This is a genomic window from Streptomyces sp. NPDC091682 (assembly GCF_044756625.1).
Taxonomy (GTDB): Bacteria; Actinomycetota; Actinomycetes; order Streptomycetales; family Streptomycetaceae; genus Streptomyces.
The window spans coordinates 84,181-98,794 of record NZ_JBIVTH010000026.1 but is presented as its reverse complement, the minus strand read 5'-3'; the positions used below and the strand labels follow the sequence as shown (position 1 = coordinate 98,794).

The window sequence follows — 14,614 nt, the reverse complement described above, 5'->3', positions numbered from 1 at the left end:
ACCCCGCGCCGTTCGGGGGCGCTGACACCCACCCCCGGGCCCTCACCTTCGCTTCCCCCCCCGCCCCCGGGCCCCCCCCCCCGGGGGGGGGCGCCCCCCCCCCCCCCCACCACCCCTTTCCCCTGTCCGCGCCCACTGGAGACCGCCCATGCGCACCCGCACCCGCAGCCTCAGCCGCACCCGTGGCCGCACCTGCACCCTCCTGTACGGTCTGCTCCTCGGCCTGCTGCTCGGCGGCGGCGCGGGCCTGCTGCCAGCCACCGCGGCGCGCGCCGCGGACAACGGCACGTGGGGGGTGTTCCCGACGCCTGCGGCCGGTGCGGCGATGACCGACCGCGCGTACTTCTTCCACCAGGGCGCGGCCGGGAGCACGCTGAGCGACAGCGTGACGATCGTGAACTCCTCCGACAAGGAGCTGACGTTCCAGGTCTTCGCCACCGATGCCGTGAACACCCCGGCGGGCGGCGCCTTCGCGCTGCTGCCGGTGGAGACGAAGCCGAAGGACGTCGGCGCGTGGGTCGCGCTGGCGCCGGAGACCGCGAGCACCGTCACCGTGCCCGCCAAGGGCCGCAAGGACATCCCGTTCACCGTGCGGGTCCCGGCGGACGCGACGCCCGGTGACCACGTCGGCGGGATCGTCGCCCTGGGCACCGCCGTGGAGGGCGTGCAGCAGGAGGGCAAGGTCCAGGTCGGGGTGAAGCGCTCGGTGGGCGCCCGGCTGTACTTCCGGGTGCCGGGGCCGGTCACGGCCGGGCTGAGCGTGGAGGCCGTACGGGTCAGCCGCTCGGCTCCGCTGCTGCCCTGGGTGCGCGACGCCCGCGCCACGGTCTCGTACGCGCTGGTCAACCGGGGCAACGTGGTCGTCGAGCCCAGGGTGACGGTGTCCGCCGAGGGGCTGTTCGGGCGCGAGGTGCTGAACCGGCCGGCCCGCGAGCTGAAGCTGTCCCTGCTGCCCGGGCAGCGGATCGAGCTGACCGAACCGTGGCCGGACGCCCCCCAGTCGGACTGGGTGACCGTCAAGGTGAGGGCGGGCGCGGCGGCCCACCCCGATCTGGTCTCGGAGTCCGGGACCGACTTCATCGCCGTGCCCTGGCCGGCCGTGGGCCTGCTCCTGGTGCTGGCGGGCGCGGGCGCCGCGGTGTGGGCGCTGCGCCGCCGTCGCCGCGCGGCGGGCGAGCAGCCGCACCCCGTACCGGACCTGGCCCGGACGCCCTGACCGGTACGGATGCCCGCGGACGAGGGCGCCGGCCGGGTCACGGCACGCGCAGCCCCCGCTGCGCGGTGTCGGACAGCTCCCGCACCTGCTCCTGGCTCAGGCGCCGGACGTCCCGGACGAGGCCGGCCACCTCGACGGCGGCCCGCGGCGGCGGACGGTGTCCGTCGGGCAGGCCGATGCCGGTCAGTACGGCGAGGTCGTCGGCGCGGAAGCCGAGCACGGTCGCGTAGTCGGCCTGGAGATCGGGACTCACTTCCATCAGGCCACGGCCCACCTGCCCGTACGTGGCGGCGGACCAGTACCGGCCGGTCAGGGACAGGAACACCTTCGCTCCGGCCGACCACCCCAGGTTCCGGTTGGCGAGCAGGCGCATGAGCAGTCCGCCGGGACCCGGCGGATACTGCTCCCACGGGCGTGGTTCCCGGGTCGGCCGGGTGCGGTCCTGCTGCGGCAGTGCCGCCGCCAGCCGGCGCAACCGTTCCTGCTCCTGCCGCGGCAGGCCCATCGTGTGCAGGGCGAGAACGGCCGCCCCTCCCCCGGCGTCCGGGTCGAGGGGCGTCATCTCCTGCGGCAGGGCCACGGAGGCGATGACGAACAGGTCCTCGGCGTGCAGCTGGAGCGCGGGTGCGAGCCGGAGCAGCAGCGCCGGCTCCGGCGCCGCTCCGTCGCAGACGGCCCGCAGCTCGGCCTTCGGGACGGCGGATAGCCGGGCCAGGCCGTCGACGCCCAGCCCGCGGCGCTCCGCCAGCCGGGTCAACAGCACGCTGAAATGTGGGAGTTCTGCCATACGGGTCAGCGTAGACGGGAGGGAACGGCAGCAGCCCCCGGCCGGTGGGAGGTGGCCGGGGGCTGCTAGAGGTGCCGGGTGCGGGGCGGGTCAGTGGTTGCGGGGGAAGCCCAGGTCCACGCCGATGTGGCCCTCGGAGGGGTCCGGCCAGCGGGTCGTGACGACCTTGCCGCGGGTGTAGAAGTGGATGCCGTCGTTGCCGTAGATGTGGTGGTCGCCGAAGAGCGAGTCCTTCCAGCCGCCGAAGGAGTGGTAGCCCACCGGCACCGGGATCGGGACGTTGACGCCGACCATGCCGGCCTCGATCTCCAGCTGGAAGCGGCGGGCGGCGCCGCCGTCACGGGTGAAGATCGCGGTGCCGTTGCCGAACGGCGAGGCGTTGATGAGGGCCACGCCCTCCTCGTAGGTCTCGGCGCGCAGCACGCACAGGACCGGGCCGAAGATCTCGTCGCGGTAGGCGTCGGAGTCGGTCTTCACGCGGTCCAGCAGGGACAGGCCGATCCAGTGGCCGTTCTCGTTGCCCTCGACCGTGAAGCCGGTGCCGTCGAGGACGACCTCCGCGCCCTGGTCGGCCGCGCCCTTGACGTAGGAGGCGACCTTGTCGCGGTGGGCGGCGGTGATCAGCGGGCCCATCTCGGAGGCCGGGTCGTTGCCGGGGCCGATCTTGATCTTCTCGGCGCGCTCGCGGATCTTCTCGACGAGCTCGTCGCCGATCGCGCCGACGGCCACGACGGCGGAGATCGCCATGCAGCGCTCACCGGCCGAACCGTAGGCCGCGGACACGGCCGCGTCGGCGGCGGCGTCCAGGTCGGCGTCCGGCAGCACCAGCATGTGGTTCTTGGCGCCGCCCAGGGCCTGGACGCGCTTGCCGTTGGCCGAGGCGGTGGTGTGGATGTGGCGGGCGATCGGGGTCGAGCCGACGAAGGAGACGGCCGCGATGCCGGGGTGGGCGAGCAGCGCGTCGACGGCCACCTTGTCGCCGTGGACCACGTTGAGCACGCCCGCCGGGAGGCCGGCCTCGGTCGCCAGCTCAGCGAGCTTGTTGGCGGCCGACGGGTCCTTCTCGCTCGGCTTGAGGATGAAGGTGTTTCCGCAGGCCACGGCCAGCGGGAACATCCACATCGGGACCATCGCCGGGAAGTTGAACGGGGTGATGCCCGCGACGACGCCCAGCGGCTGGCGGATCGAGGAGACGTCCACCCGGCTGGAGACGGAGGTGGACAGCTCGCCCTTGAGCTGCGTGGTGATGCCGCAGGCCAGCTCGACGATCTCCAGGCCGCGGGCGACCTCGCCCAGCGCGTCCGAGTGGACCTTGCCGTGCTCGGCGGTGATCAGCGCGGCGATCTCGTCACGGTTGGCGTCGAGCAGGGCGCGGTAGGCGAACAGCACCTTGGTGCGGGCGGCCAGCGAGGACTGGCCCCAGCTGAGGAAGGCCTCCCGGGCGACCTGTACGGCCGCGTCGACCTCGTCGGCCGAGGCGAGCGCGACCTGCGTGGTGACCTCGCCGGTGGCCGGGTCGGTGACCGGGCCGTAGTTGCCCGACGCGCCCTCGACGGTCTTGCCACCGATCCAGTGGTTGACGGTCTTCATTGCCTTGCTCCTTCACAGATGGCGACGTCGCTGCGCGGCTTGCCGGTCGTACTCTTCACGGGCCGTGGCAGCGGCCTTGCGGGTCGCGGTCTCGGCCACAGGAACATCCCACCACGCCTGTGCCGGGGGTGGGCCCGACACAGTGTCGGGCGTTCGGGTCTGTACGTAGACACATGTGGGGCGGGTCGCCACGCGGGCCTCGGCTAGGGCTTCGCGCAGGTCACGCGTGGTGCGGGCGCGGATCACGGCCATCCCGAGGGAGGCCGCGTTGGCCGCGAGGTCCACCGGAAGGGGGTCCCCCGTGTACCCGGAGTCGGGCGCCCGGAAGCGGTACGCGGTACCGAAGCCCTCACCGCCCACCGCGCCCGACAGGCCGCCGATGGAGGCGTAGCCGTGGTTGTCGAGGATCACCACCTTGATCGGGACGCCCTCCTGGACGGCCGTGACGATCTCGGTCGGATTCATCAGGTACGTCCCGTCGCCGACCAGCGCCCACACCGGCCGGCCGGGCGCGGCCAGCGCCACTCCGATCGCCGCGGGGATCTCGTAGCCCATGCAGGAGTATCCGTACTCCACGTGGTACTGGTCCTGCGACCGGGCCCGCCACAGCTTGTGCAGGTCGCCGGGGAGGGAGCCGGCCGCGTTGATCAGGATGTCGGTGCCGTCGACCAGGGCGTCGAGCAGCCCGAGCACCTGGGCCTGGGTGGGCGGGGCGTCCTCGTCCGCGTCCGGGACGGCGTGGGCCAGCTCGACGCGGCTCTCCCAGCGCGCCCGCTCCGCCGCGTACCGCGCCCCGTACGCCGGGTCCGTGCGGTGGCCGGCGACCGCGACCCGCAGCTCGTCGAGGCCCTCGCGGGCATCGGCGACCAGGGGCAGGGCGGCGAGTTTGTGGGCGTCGTACGGGTCCAGGTTGAGGCCGACGAACCGGACGACCGGGTTCTGGAAGAGGGTCGCGGAGGCGGTGGTGAAATCGGTCAGCCGGGTCCCGGCGGCGATGACGAGGTCGGCCTCCCGGGCGAGCGCGGCGGCGGTGGAGGTGCCGGTGTGGCCGATCCCGCCGACGTCGGCGGGGTGCCCGTGCGGCAGGACGCCCTTGCCCGCCTGGGTGACGGCGACCGGGATCCCCGTGGCCTCGGCGAAGGCGGCCAGGGCCGCGCCGGCCGCGCTGTGCCGGATCCCGCCGCCGGCGACGATCAGCGGGCGCGCGGAGCCCCGTACGGCCTCGGCGGCGCGGGCCAGTTCGTGCCGGTCGGGACGGGGTCGGCGCACGCCCCACACGCGCTCCGCGAAGAACTCCTCGGGCCAGTCGTACGCCTGTGCCTGCACGTCCTGCGGCAGGGCGAGGGTGACGGCGCCGGTCTGTACGGGGTCGGTGAGCACCCGTACGGCTTGGAGGGCGGCCGGGATCAGGGCCTCGGGGCGGGTGATGCGGTCGAAGTGGCGGGACACGGGGCGCAGGGTGTCGTTGACGGAGACGTCCCCGGCGTAGGGGACCTCCAGCTGCTGGAGCACGGGGTCGGCGGGCCGGGTGGCGAAGGTGTCGCCGGGCAGCAGGAGCACCGGGATCCGGTTGATGGTGGCGAGGGCGGCGCCGGTGACGAGGTTGGTGGCGCCGGGGCCGATGGAGGTGGTGACGGCGTGCGCGGAGAGGCGGCCGCTCTGGCGGGCGTACCCGACGGCGGCGTGGACCATGGCCTGCTCGTTGCGGCCCTGGAGGAAGGGCATGCCGTGCGGCCCGGTCTCCAGGAGGGCCTGGCCGATGCCGGCGACGTTCCCGTGCCCGAAGATCCCCCAGGTGGCGGCGATCAGCCGGCGGCGGTGTCCGTCGCGCTCGGTGTACTGGCGGGACAGGAACCGGACGAGCGCCTGCGCGACGGTGAGCCTCACCGGTGGTCCTCCGTTCGGGAGAAGGGCAGCCGGGGGTCGACGTCCTGGCCGTCCCAGCTGCCGCGGATCCAGCCGTGGTCGGGGTGGTCCCGGATCAGCCACTCGCGGGTCCGGCCCGGTCCGGCCATCACGTTCAGGTAGTACATGTCGTGCCCGGGGGCGGCCATGGACGGCCCGTGCCAGCCGTCGGGGATCAGCACCGCGTCCCCGGTCCGCACCTCGGTGAGGATGTCGGTCTTCCCGGCCGGGGAGGGGGTGACGCGCTGGTAGCCGAGCCCGGGGGTGTCACCGTGCGGGGCGATCTCGAAGTAGTAGATCTCCTCCAGGCGGGACTCCTCGCCGGGGTGGTGCTCGTCGTGCTTGTGCGGCGGGTACGAGGACCAGTTCCCGCCGGGGGTGAGCACCTCGACGGCGATGAGGCGGTCGGCGGGGAAGGTGTCCGCGGCGGCGAAGTTGTTGACCTGGCGGGAGCACTGGCCGGCGCCGCGGAGCTCTACGGGGACCTGGTCGGCGGGTCCGTACCGGGCGAAGAGCCGCGTCTCGCACGGGGCTCCGGCGAGGGCGAAGCGTCCGCCGGCGGCCGACCGGATCTCCGCGTCCGCGTCCCGCGGCAGGTAGGCGAAGTCGGTGACGCCGCTGAACACCCCGGTCCGCCCGCGCAATTGGAACACCTCCGGTCCGCCCTCGGGGCTCTGCCCCGCACCCCGCGCCTCGAACGCCGGCGGGGGTTGATTCGGCAGGGCCCGGCAGTGGACCTCGCAGGCGCCCGACAGGGGGAGCACGATCCACTCCGACTCCCCGCACGGGTGTGCGTACACCTCTCCCGGGGCCAGGTCGAGGACCACCAGCCTCGTCCATTCCATCCCCCACTCAGACACCACCGGCACGCCCCAGCACCTCCTCCACCTCGTGAGAGAACGGCATCGCGCTCGAACACGCCAGCCTCGAGGCGACGATCGCCCCGGCCGCGTTCGCGTACCGCACCACCCGCTCCAGTTCCCACCCCGCCAGCAGCCCGTGGCACAACGCCCCGCCGAACGCGTCCCCCGCGCCCAGCCCGTTGACCACCTCCACCGGCACCGGTGCGACCTCCGCCACCGTGCCGTCGCGGTGGACCGCCAGCACGCCCTTCGGGCCGCGCTTGACCACCGCCAGTTCCACACCCGCCGCGAGCAGCGCCCGCGCCGCCGCGTGCGGGTCCGAGGCGCCCGTGGCGATCTCGCACTCCTCCGCGTTCCCCACGGCCACCGTCGCCGACCTCAGCGCCCGTTCGTAGTACGGCCCTGGTTCCTCCCGCCACAGCATCGGCCGCCAGTCCAGGTCGAAGACCGTCGTCCCGGTCCGCGCGCGGGCCTCCAGCGCCGCCAGCGTCGCCGCCCGCGAGGGCTCCTCGCTCAGGCCCGTACCCGTCATCCAGAACACGCGGGCCGCCCGTACCGCCGCCAGGTCCACCTCGTCCGCCGCGATCTCCAGGTCCGGAGCCTTCGGCAGCCGGTAGAAGTACAGCGGGAAGTGGTCGGGCGGGAAGATCTCGCAGAAGGTGACGGGGGTCGGCAGCCCGGCGATCTCGGCGACCCACCGGTCGTCCACCCCGAACCCCCGCAGTTCGGAGCGCAGATACGCGCCGAAGGGGTCCGCGCCGGTGCGGGTGATCACCGCCACCCGGCGTCCCAGCCGGGCCGCCGCGACGGCCACGTTGGTCGGGGAGCCGCCCAGGAACTTGCCGAAGGTCTCCGCCTCGGCCAGTGGTACGCCCGTCGTCAACGGGTAGAGATCCACCCCGATCCGGCCCATCGTGATCAGGTCGAGCGCGAGCGGATCGCCGGTGCCGGTCACAGTCAGTCCTCCCATTGGTCCTCCACCCTAAGGTGGCCGTTATGACGTCCTCCCCGCCCGCGTTGACCCGTATCCGCATCGGCTCGGCTCCGGACTCCTGGGGTGTCTGGTTTCCCGACGACCCCCGGCAGACCCCGTGGGAACGCTTCCTCGACGAGGTCGCCGACGCCGGGTACGAGTGGATCGAACTCGGCCCCTACGGCTATCTGCCCACCGATCCCGCCCGCCTCGCCGAGGAAACGGCCAAGCGCGGGCTGCGCGTCTCGGCCGGAACCGTCTTCACCGGACTCCATCACGGGCCCGCCGTGTGGGAGGACACCTGGGAGCACGTGTCGCGGATCGCCGCGCTGGCCCGGGCCTTGGGCGCGGCCCATCTCGTGGTCATCCCCTCCTTCTGGCGGGACGACAAGACCGGGGAGGTGCTGGAGGACCGCACCCTGTCCCCCGCCCAATGGCGTGAACTGACCTCGCAGACCGAGCGCCTCGGCCGGGAGGTCCAGGACCGGTACGGGCTGCGGATCGTCGTCCACCCGCACGCCGACACCCACATCGACACCCCGGCGAACGTGGCCCGCTTCCTGGACGCCACCGACCCCGCTCTCGTCTCCCTCTGCCTGGACACGGGCCACTACGCGTACTGCGGCGGGGACAGCGTGCAGGCCGTGGAGACCTTCGGCGAGCGAATCGGCTACCTCCACCTCAAGCAGGTGGATCCGCGGATCCTGGCCGAAGTCGTCGCCGAGGGGCTGCCTTTCGGGCCGGCCGTGGGCCGTGGGGTGATGTGCGAACCGCCCTCGGGGGTGCCCGCGCTGGAACCGGTGCTCGCGGCGGCCCAGCGGTTGGACGTGGACCTGTTCGCCATCGTGGAGCAGGACATGTACCCGTGTCCGCCCGACCGGCCGCTGCCGATCGCCCGGCGCACCCGCGCCTACCTCCGCTCCTGCGGCGCCCGCTGACCCTTCGGAAGGAAGAGGAGTACGACATGAGCACGCTCGGCATCGCCGTCATCGGCACCGGGAAGATGGGCGCCGACCACGTCCGCCGGATCGGGCGGACGGTGGGCGGGGCCCGTGTGGTGGCCGTGGCCGACCCGGACGGGGACCGGGTCAAGGAGGTCGCGTCCACCCTGGACGGGGCGACGGCGCACACCGACCCGGCGGCCGCGATAGCCGCACCCGGGGTCCGGGCCGTGCTGATCGCCTCGCCCGGACCCGCCCACGAGGAGGCGATCTTGCACGCGCTGGAGCGGGAGCTGCCGGTGCTGTGCGAGAAGCCCCTGACTCCGGACCCGGCGGGGGCGCTGCGCGTCATGGAGGCCGAACAGCGTCTGGGGCGGCGCCTGGTGCAGGTGGGGTTCATGCGGCGGTACGACGCCGAGTACGCCCGGCTGAAGGAGCTGCTGGACGCGGGTGGGATCGGGCGCCCGCTCTTCCTGCACTGCCGGCACCGCAATGCTTCCTCGCCGTCGTTCTTCACCAGCGACATGCTGATCAGCGACTCGGTGGTGCACGAGGTGGACGCGGCCCGCTGGCTGCTGGGGCAGGAGATCACCGCCGTCAGCGTGCTCTCGCCGCGGCCCACGGCGGCCGCTCCCGAAGGGCTGAGCGATCCCCGGTTGGTGTTGCTGGAGACCTCCGGCGGGGCCGTCGTCGACGTGGAGATCTTCGTCAACTGCGGTTTCGGCTACCAGGTGCAGTGCGAGGCGGTCGGCGAGGCGGGCAGTGCCCGGATCGGCGACGGACACGCGATGGTGGTGCAGTCGGCGGGCCGGTGGGGCGGCGCCATCGACCAGGACTTCACGGTGCGCTTCGCCGATGCCTACGACCGCCAGCTGCGGAGCTGGGTGGCCGCGGCGGCGCACGGCCGCGTGGCGGGGCCCGACGCGTGGGACGGCTACGCGGCGGCCGCCGTCTCCGAGGCGGGCCTCGCGGCTGCGCGCACCGGTGTACGGGCCGTCGTGGAGCTGACGGAACGCCCAGCCCTGTACCGCTGACGCCCTACCAACTCCTCGTTCGACCCCTGTGACCCTCTTGTCACAAGGGTCACCCTTCTGTGACGCATGTCCGCATTTCGCAGGTCTTCCGTCACAGGAAGTCAACAGCCCCTCCCCTGTCATCACTCAGCATCGTTCCCCGGGCACAACCCGAGTGATCGTCAGCGTCCACGCGTCGGCTCCCCGACGGCCTCCCGGCCGGCCCCGCGACGTGGACAAGGAGGTGTCCAGCATGAGCGACCGACAGCTGTGGTCATACAAGGAGATCGCTGCCCACATCCGGGTCCAGCCGGACACCGTGCGCTCCTATCGCAAACACGGGCTGCTGCCCCCGCCCGACCATGTGGAGGGGGGCAAGCCCTACTGGTACGCCGAAACCGTGCGCGCCTGGGTGGCCCGCCGGCCCGGGAACCGGGGCCGCCGCGAGGACTGAATCCGGCGGGGGCGGGTGAGGGGATCCGCCGGATCGCCTCACCCGCCCCCACGGCCCCGGCGAACCGTTCCCCGGGGCCGGGGCGCACCTCCTAGGCGCCGGCCCCCACGGGTATCCGCTCCGGCTCCGGTGTCGGGGGCGCGGACTCGCCCTCGCTCAGGCCGAACCTCTCGTGCAGGCGACGCAGCGGGGCGGGGGCCCACCAGGTGGCCCGTCCGGTCAGCTTCATCACCGCCGGGACCAGGAGGCTGCGGACGACCATGGCGTCCATGAGGACCGCCAGCGCGATCCCGAGCCCCAGCATCTTGGTGTTGGTCACCCGGGAGGTGCCGATGGCCACCATCACCACCGCCAGGATCAGGGCCGCCGCGGTGATCAGCCCGCCGGTGCGGGCCAGCCCCGTCCGGACGGCGCTCTCGTGGTCCCCGGTCCGGTCGTACTCCTCCTTGATGCGGGATATGAGGAACACCCCGTAGTCCATGGAGAGCCCGAAGGCGATGCAGAACATCAGCACCGGCAGGGTGGTCTCGATGTCGCCGGTGGCGGTGAAGGAGAGGAGCCCGGAGAGGTTGCCCTCCTGGAACACCCACACCACCGCCCCGAACATCGCGGTCAGGCTGAGGGCGTTGAGCAGCACCGCCTGGAGCGGGATCAGCAGGCTCCCGGTGAGCAGGAACACCAGCAGCAGCGTGGCGAGGACCACGAGGGCCGCCGCCGCGGGCAGTGCGCCGGCGATGGCCTTCTGCGCGTCGACGAGGACGGCCGCCTGTCCGGTCACCGAGGTCTTGAAGCCGGCGTCCACGGCGCGGACCTCGTCGACCAGGTCCCGAGCAGTCTGCCCCACGGCCTCGCCCTCGACGGACACCGAGAAGGTGGTGTACTCGCTTCCCGCCGCGGAGCCGATCGGCCCGTCGACCCGGGTCACCCCGGGCAGGGCGGCCAGTCGGTCCCGGTAGGCCGCGAGGCGCTCGGTGCTGGGGGCTCCCTCGGCGAGCACGGTGATACCGCCACCGGGGCTGTTCGGGAAGCCGTCGCGGATCTGCTCCTGCACCACGTGCGAGGGGGCGTCCTTCGGGAGCTGCCGGTCGTCGACCGTGCCGAACTTGACTCCCGCGAAGGGCAACCCGAGGAGCAGCAGGCCCACGGTGGTGGCCACGGCGAAGACCGGGGCGCGCCGCATCACGAGAGCGGCCGCCCGCCCCCAGCCCCGGCCCGTCTCCGCGGGCCCGGTCGCGGCCGTCTCCGGCCGACCCCGCCGCCGCCACAGCCGGCGCAGGTCCAGGGCGTTGACCCGCTCGCCGAGGAGCACCAGGGCGGCCGGCAGCAGGATCAGCGCGGCCGCGGCCGCGAGCAGTACGACCGCGACACCGGCGTAGGCGAAGGAGCGCAGGAAGTACATGGGGAAGAAGAGCATGGCCGAGAGCGAGACCGCGACGGCGAGCGCCGAGAAGAGCACGGTGCGCCCGGCGGTGCGCAGGGTGGCCCCGACCGCTCCGACCGGATCGCGCCCGGCGGCGAGTTCCTCGCGGAACCGGCGGACGATGAACAGGGCGTAGTCGATGGCGAGTCCGAGGCCGAGCGCGGTGGTCAGGTTCTGGGCGAAGACGGAGACGTCCGTGAACTCGGTGAGTCCGCGCAGTACGGCATTGGTGCCGAGGATGGCCACGATGCCGACGGCGAGGGGGAGCAGAGCTGCGACCGCGCTGCCGAAGACGAGGACGAGCAGGACGAGGGTGACCGGCAGGGCGATCAGCTCGGCGCGCAGCAGGTCTTCCTGGATGGTCTCGGTGACCTCGCGCTGCACCGCGGCCGGGCCGCCGAGGGACACCCGCACCGGGCCGCGCTCGCCCTCGAAGCGCGGTGCCATGCGTTCCAGTGCGGCGGTGGCCGTCTTCTCGTCGCCCTGGACGCGGCCGACGATGAGCGCCTGCCGGCCGTCCTCGGAGCGCAGCGTGGGCAGCTGGGTGCGCCAGTACGAACCGACGCCGACGACCCCCCGTTCGGCGGCGAGTGCGGTCGTGAGCCGTTCGGCTTCGGCGGCCACGGCGGGGTCGTCGACCCCGGTGGTGCCCGCCGCGGCGTCGACGAGCAGGAGCAGATTGGGCTCGGAGTGCGGGAACTCCCGTTCCAGGGCCCGCGTGGCGTAGGTGGACTGGGCGCCCGGGTCCTCCCAGCCGCCACTTCCCAGCCGGTCGGCGACGCCGCCGCCCGCGACCACGGACAGGGCCGTGACCAGCAGGGCCAGCAGCAGCGTGAGCCGCGGCCGGGCCGTGACGAACCGGGTCCACCCCGCGTCCGCCCCGGAGGACGGCGGTTTCTTGACTTCGGACATGACTCGGTGTCCCCTTCACCGTGATTGCCAGGCCACATAGACTGGCAAACACGAGCAGTCGCTCGCGTTTCTCAAGAATGCGAGCGATCACTCGCGTTTGTCAATCGCCCACGGGAAGCAGGGGATTGGACATGCCGGGGACACGCATGGGCAAAAACACCGAAAAGGGGATCAAGAGCTCCACCATCGACGCCGCCGACCCGAAGGGCAGCGCCGACCTGAAGGGCAGCGCCGCCGCGAAGGCCGCCGACGCGAAGGCCGCCGCCGCAACGACCGGCGCCGCAACGACCGGCGCCGCGACGTCCGCCGCCGACACGGGTGCCACCACCCCCACCCCGCGCCGCCGCCAGGCCCGCGGCGAGCGCCGGATCTCCCAGCTACTGGCCGCCGCCGCCGGGGTGTTCTGCCGCACCGGCTACGCCTCGGCCAGCACCAACGCCATCGCGCGCGAGGCGGGCGTGTCGCCGGGCACCCTCTACCAGTACTTCCCCAACAAAGAGGCCATCGCGATGGAGCTCGGCGGCCAACTGCTCCAGCGCGCGCACGAGGCGCACGGACAGGCCTTCCGCGCCGAGAACCTCCAGCGCCCCCTGCCCGAGCTGCTCGACGCCGTCCTCGACCCGGTCATCGCCTTCAACTGTGAGAACCCGGCCTTCTGGGCGCTCATGCACGGCACCGGCGTGCCCGGCATCGCCCAGGAGCACGAGGAACTGCACGAAGGACTGCTCACCCGGATCGAGGCCGTGCTGCGCGACCGCTGCCCCACCACCACGCCCGACGAGCTCGCCCTCATCTCGAACATGATCTTGGGCATCTTCAAGTCGTCCCTCGACCTGATCCTGGCCCACGAGGGCGACGAGCGCGCCGCGTACACCGCCGAGCTCAAGACCGTCCTGCTGCGCTACTTGGAGCCGATGCTCACCAAGACTCCCCTTCACTGACCCGTCCGGCCCGGCCGGCCCGCACCACCTCGGCGCCCTCCGGGCCCCGCGCGCGGGCCAGCAGCCGCAGCCCCAGCAGCGGGAACACCAGGACGGACACCATCCCGGCCCCCACCAGCGCCGCCGCCTCGCCCGACGTCATCATCCCGTCCTCCACGCCCAGCGTCGTGATGGCCACCACCAGCGGCAGCGCGGTGGACCCGAACAGCACCAGGGCCGACCGTTCGTCCCGCCCCAGGTCGCGCGGCGCCAGTAGCCGGATCGGCAGCCCGCGCACCACGAGGAACAGCACCAGGAACACCGGCAGCAGCGCCAGTTCCCGCCCGCCCGACAACAGCGCCTCCAAGTCGAACTCGATCCCCGTGACCACGAAGAACAGCGGCACCAGGAAGCCAAAACCCATGGCCTCCACCTTCGACAGCACCACCGGGCCGCTCTCCGGCGCGGCCCCCTGCAGGACCAGCCTGGTGATCAGTCCGGCCGCAAAGGCGCCGAGCAGCATGTCGAGACCGAGCACCTCGGACAGCGCCAGCATCGCCACCAGCAGCAGGAGGACCAAGCGCACGGCGAACTGCGCGCTGCTGTGCAGGGTCTTGGCGATGCCCCGGGAGAGCCAGGGCGGCTTGGGCCGCAGTGCCCAGAGCAGCGCCCCCGCCGTCAGCAGCGCGAAGGCCGCCAGCAGCGCCGCCGAGCCGGCCGGCGCCCGCCCGCTCAGCAGCAGCGACATGGCGATGATCGGCCCGAACTCGCCCACCGCGCCCATCGCCATCATCACGGCCCCGAACCGGCCCTGAAGGTCCCCGGTGTCCCTGAGGATGGGCAGGATGGCGCCCAGCGCCGTACTGGTGAGCGCGGTGCCCACGTACACGCCCCGACCGAAGCCGCCGCCCCCGGCGAGGAAGATCAGCATGGCCAGCCCGAGCCGGCTCAGCACGTCGATCACCTCACCCGTCGCGGCCCAGCCGAGCACGTCCGGTCCGATCAGGATGCCGAGCAAGATTTCGAAGATCACCAGGGGGGCCGAGATCCAGCGCGCCGCCCCGTACGCGAGCAGGGGGGCCAGTACGGCGGCAGCCATGATCAGGACGAGGCTTCCCGAGTGATCCATATCAGCCATTTACACGCAGTTCGCCCATACCGGCCAGTTTTCCCACCAGGATCGAGAGACTGGGAGCCGCAGATGCTCGCCTTGATACCCCCCAGGGGTATAGTCTCGAAGGGTCGGGAGCACGGTGGAGCCATCGGCCGCCCTCCCGGTGACCGGCACACGCCATTGAAGAGGAGAACGACATGACCGCCGAGACGGACACCCAGACCACCACCGTCTACCGGGTGACCGGCATGACCTGCGGACACTGCGAGGGTGCGGTGACCGCCGAGATCTCCGCCCTGCCGGGCGTCAGCACGGTCAAGGCCGTCGCCGCGACCGGTGAGGTCACCGTGGTCTCCGCCGCCCCGCTCGCGGACGAGGACGTCCGTGCCGCCGTGGACGAGGCCGGCTACGAGTTCGCCGGACAGGTCTGAGCGGCGCGCAAGACCCGCACGGCACCCGCGGCAGCCCCGCGGCACCCTGCCGGGCCGTGCCGGCCAGCTCATACT

13 protein-coding genes are annotated in these 14,614 nt (G+C 73.0%); 6 read left to right on the top strand and 7 right to left on the bottom strand.

Translation table 11 applies throughout. From position 1 onward, the window contains the following. The first annotated feature begins 148 nt into the window (after positions 1 to 148). Positions 149 to 1,216 carry a WxL protein peptidoglycan domain-containing protein gene (locus ACIQK6_RS37340; RefSeq protein ID WP_329101872.1) on the top strand — a complete coding sequence of 356 codons (1,068 nt, stop codon included), beginning with the start codon at positions 149 to 151 and terminating at the stop codon, positions 1,214 to 1,216. 37 nt (positions 1,217 to 1,253) lie between these two features. Here ACIQK6_RS37340 and ACIQK6_RS37335 read toward each other — a convergent pair whose 3' ends face one another. From ACIQK6_RS37335 to iolC, 5 genes are all read right to left on the bottom strand, one after another. Then, a complete protein-coding gene (locus ACIQK6_RS37335) occupies positions 1,254 to 2,003 on the bottom strand; it encodes a hypothetical protein (RefSeq protein ID WP_329101870.1) in 750 nt (249 codons plus the stop codon). A 90-nt stretch (positions 2,004 to 2,093) separates the two neighbouring features. Further along, positions 2,094 to 3,593: a CoA-acylating methylmalonate-semialdehyde dehydrogenase gene (locus tag ACIQK6_RS37330; protein WP_329101868.1), complete on the bottom strand. Its 1,500-nt coding sequence runs from the start codon at positions 3,591 to 3,593 to the stop codon at positions 2,094 to 2,096. Positions 3,594 to 3,605: 12 nt separating this feature from the next. Next, the gene (iolD, locus tag ACIQK6_RS37325) at positions 3,606 to 5,480 is read right to left on the bottom strand and encodes a 3D-(3,5/4)-trihydroxycyclohexane-1,2-dione acylhydrolase (decyclizing) (RefSeq protein WP_329101866.1); all 1,875 of its coding nucleotides are present in this window, start codon (positions 5,478 to 5,480) and stop codon (positions 3,606 to 3,608) included. After that, positions 5,477 to 6,343 (bottom strand): 5-deoxy-glucuronate isomerase, encoded by an 867-nt coding sequence (iolB, locus tag ACIQK6_RS37320; protein WP_402696902.1) that lies wholly within the window; start codon positions 6,341 to 6,343, stop codon positions 5,477 to 5,479. The genes iolD and iolB overlap by 4 nt, the downstream gene beginning before the upstream one ends. 7 nt (positions 6,344 to 6,350) lie before the next feature. Next, positions 6,351 to 7,331, bottom strand: a complete 981-nt coding sequence (gene iolC, locus ACIQK6_RS37315; protein ID WP_329101862.1) for a 5-dehydro-2-deoxygluconokinase — start codon at positions 7,329 to 7,331, stop codon at positions 6,351 to 6,353. 26 nt (positions 7,332 to 7,357) lie between these two features. On the opposite strand from iolC, the gene ACIQK6_RS37310 reads away from it, so the two are divergent. From ACIQK6_RS37310 to ACIQK6_RS37300, 3 genes are all read left to right on the top strand, one after another. After that, positions 7,358 to 8,272, top strand: a complete 915-nt coding sequence (locus tag ACIQK6_RS37310; protein WP_402696900.1) for a sugar phosphate isomerase/epimerase family protein — start codon at positions 7,358 to 7,360, stop codon at positions 8,270 to 8,272. 26 nt (positions 8,273 to 8,298) lie between these two features. After that, positions 8,299 to 9,309, top strand: coding sequence for a Gfo/Idh/MocA family oxidoreductase (locus ACIQK6_RS37305; RefSeq protein WP_329101859.1), 1,011 nt, complete (start codon positions 8,299 to 8,301; stop codon positions 9,307 to 9,309). 232 nt (positions 9,310 to 9,541) lie between these two features. Further along, entirely contained in the window at positions 9,542 to 9,742 is a 201-nt protein-coding gene (locus ACIQK6_RS37300; protein ID WP_030655426.1) for an AlpA family transcriptional regulator, read from the top strand. A 91-nt stretch (positions 9,743 to 9,833) separates the two neighbouring features. Here ACIQK6_RS37300 and ACIQK6_RS37295 read toward each other — a convergent pair whose 3' ends face one another. Further along, a complete protein-coding gene (locus tag ACIQK6_RS37295) occupies positions 9,834 to 12,074 on the bottom strand; it encodes an MMPL family transporter (protein WP_402696897.1) in 2,241 nt (746 codons plus the stop codon). A gap of 146 nt (positions 12,075 to 12,220) precedes the next feature. Between ACIQK6_RS37295 and ACIQK6_RS37290 the strand changes: the two genes are divergently transcribed. Then, on the top strand, positions 12,221 to 13,015 hold the full coding sequence (locus ACIQK6_RS37290; RefSeq protein ID WP_329101853.1) for a TetR/AcrR family transcriptional regulator: 795 nt from the start codon (positions 12,221 to 12,223) through the stop codon (positions 13,013 to 13,015). Here the strand turns inward: ACIQK6_RS37290 and ACIQK6_RS37285 are convergent. Further along, on the bottom strand, positions 12,993 to 14,123 hold the full coding sequence (locus ACIQK6_RS37285; protein ID WP_402696895.1) for a cation:proton antiporter: 1,131 nt from the start codon (positions 14,121 to 14,123) through the stop codon (positions 12,993 to 12,995). The two genes, ACIQK6_RS37290 and ACIQK6_RS37285, sit on opposite strands and share 23 nt — an antisense overlap. A gap of 182 nt (positions 14,124 to 14,305) precedes the next feature. On the opposite strand from ACIQK6_RS37285, the gene ACIQK6_RS37280 reads away from it, so the two are divergent. Next, positions 14,306 to 14,539, top strand: a complete 234-nt coding sequence (locus ACIQK6_RS37280; RefSeq protein WP_402696893.1) for a heavy-metal-associated domain-containing protein — start codon at positions 14,306 to 14,308, stop codon at positions 14,537 to 14,539. The last annotated feature ends 75 nt before the right edge of the window (positions 14,540 to 14,614 follow it).

What these genes read in the sequence shown, in the direction of transcription:
- ACIQK6_RS37340 (WP_329101872.1), top strand. Translation starts at nt 149, where the DNA reads ATGCGCACCCGCACCCGCAGCCTCAGCCGCACCCGTGGCCGCACCTGC.
- ACIQK6_RS37335 (WP_329101870.1), bottom strand. Translation starts at nt 2,003, where the DNA reads ATGGCAGAACTCCCACATTTCAGCGTGCTGTTGACCCGGCTGGCGGAG.
- ACIQK6_RS37330 (WP_329101868.1), bottom strand. Translation starts at nt 3,593, where the DNA reads ATGAAGACCGTCAACCACTGGATCGGTGGCAAGACCGTCGAGGGCGCG.
- iolB (WP_402696902.1), bottom strand. Translation starts at nt 6,343, where the DNA reads ATGGAATGGACGAGGCTGGTGGTCCTCGACCTGGCCCCGGGAGAGGTG.
- iolC (WP_329101862.1), bottom strand. Translation starts at nt 7,331, where the DNA reads ATGGGAGGACTGACTGTGACCGGCACCGGCGATCCGCTCGCGCTCGAC.
- ACIQK6_RS37310 (WP_402696900.1), top strand. Translation starts at nt 7,358, where the DNA reads ATGACGTCCTCCCCGCCCGCGTTGACCCGTATCCGCATCGGCTCGGCT.
- ACIQK6_RS37305 (WP_329101859.1), top strand. Translation starts at nt 8,299, where the DNA reads ATGAGCACGCTCGGCATCGCCGTCATCGGCACCGGGAAGATGGGCGCC.
- ACIQK6_RS37300 (WP_030655426.1), top strand. Translation starts at nt 9,542, where the DNA reads ATGAGCGACCGACAGCTGTGGTCATACAAGGAGATCGCTGCCCACATC.
- ACIQK6_RS37295 (WP_402696897.1), bottom strand. Translation starts at nt 12,074, where the DNA reads ATGTCCGAAGTCAAGAAACCGCCGTCCTCCGGGGCGGACGCGGGGTGG.
- ACIQK6_RS37290 (WP_329101853.1), top strand. Translation starts at nt 12,221, where the DNA reads ATGGGCAAAAACACCGAAAAGGGGATCAAGAGCTCCACCATCGACGCC.
- ACIQK6_RS37285 (WP_402696895.1), bottom strand. Translation starts at nt 14,123, where the DNA reads ATGGATCACTCGGGAAGCCTCGTCCTGATCATGGCTGCCGCCGTACTG.
- ACIQK6_RS37280 (WP_402696893.1), top strand. Translation starts at nt 14,306, where the DNA reads ATGACCGCCGAGACGGACACCCAGACCACCACCGTCTACCGGGTGACC.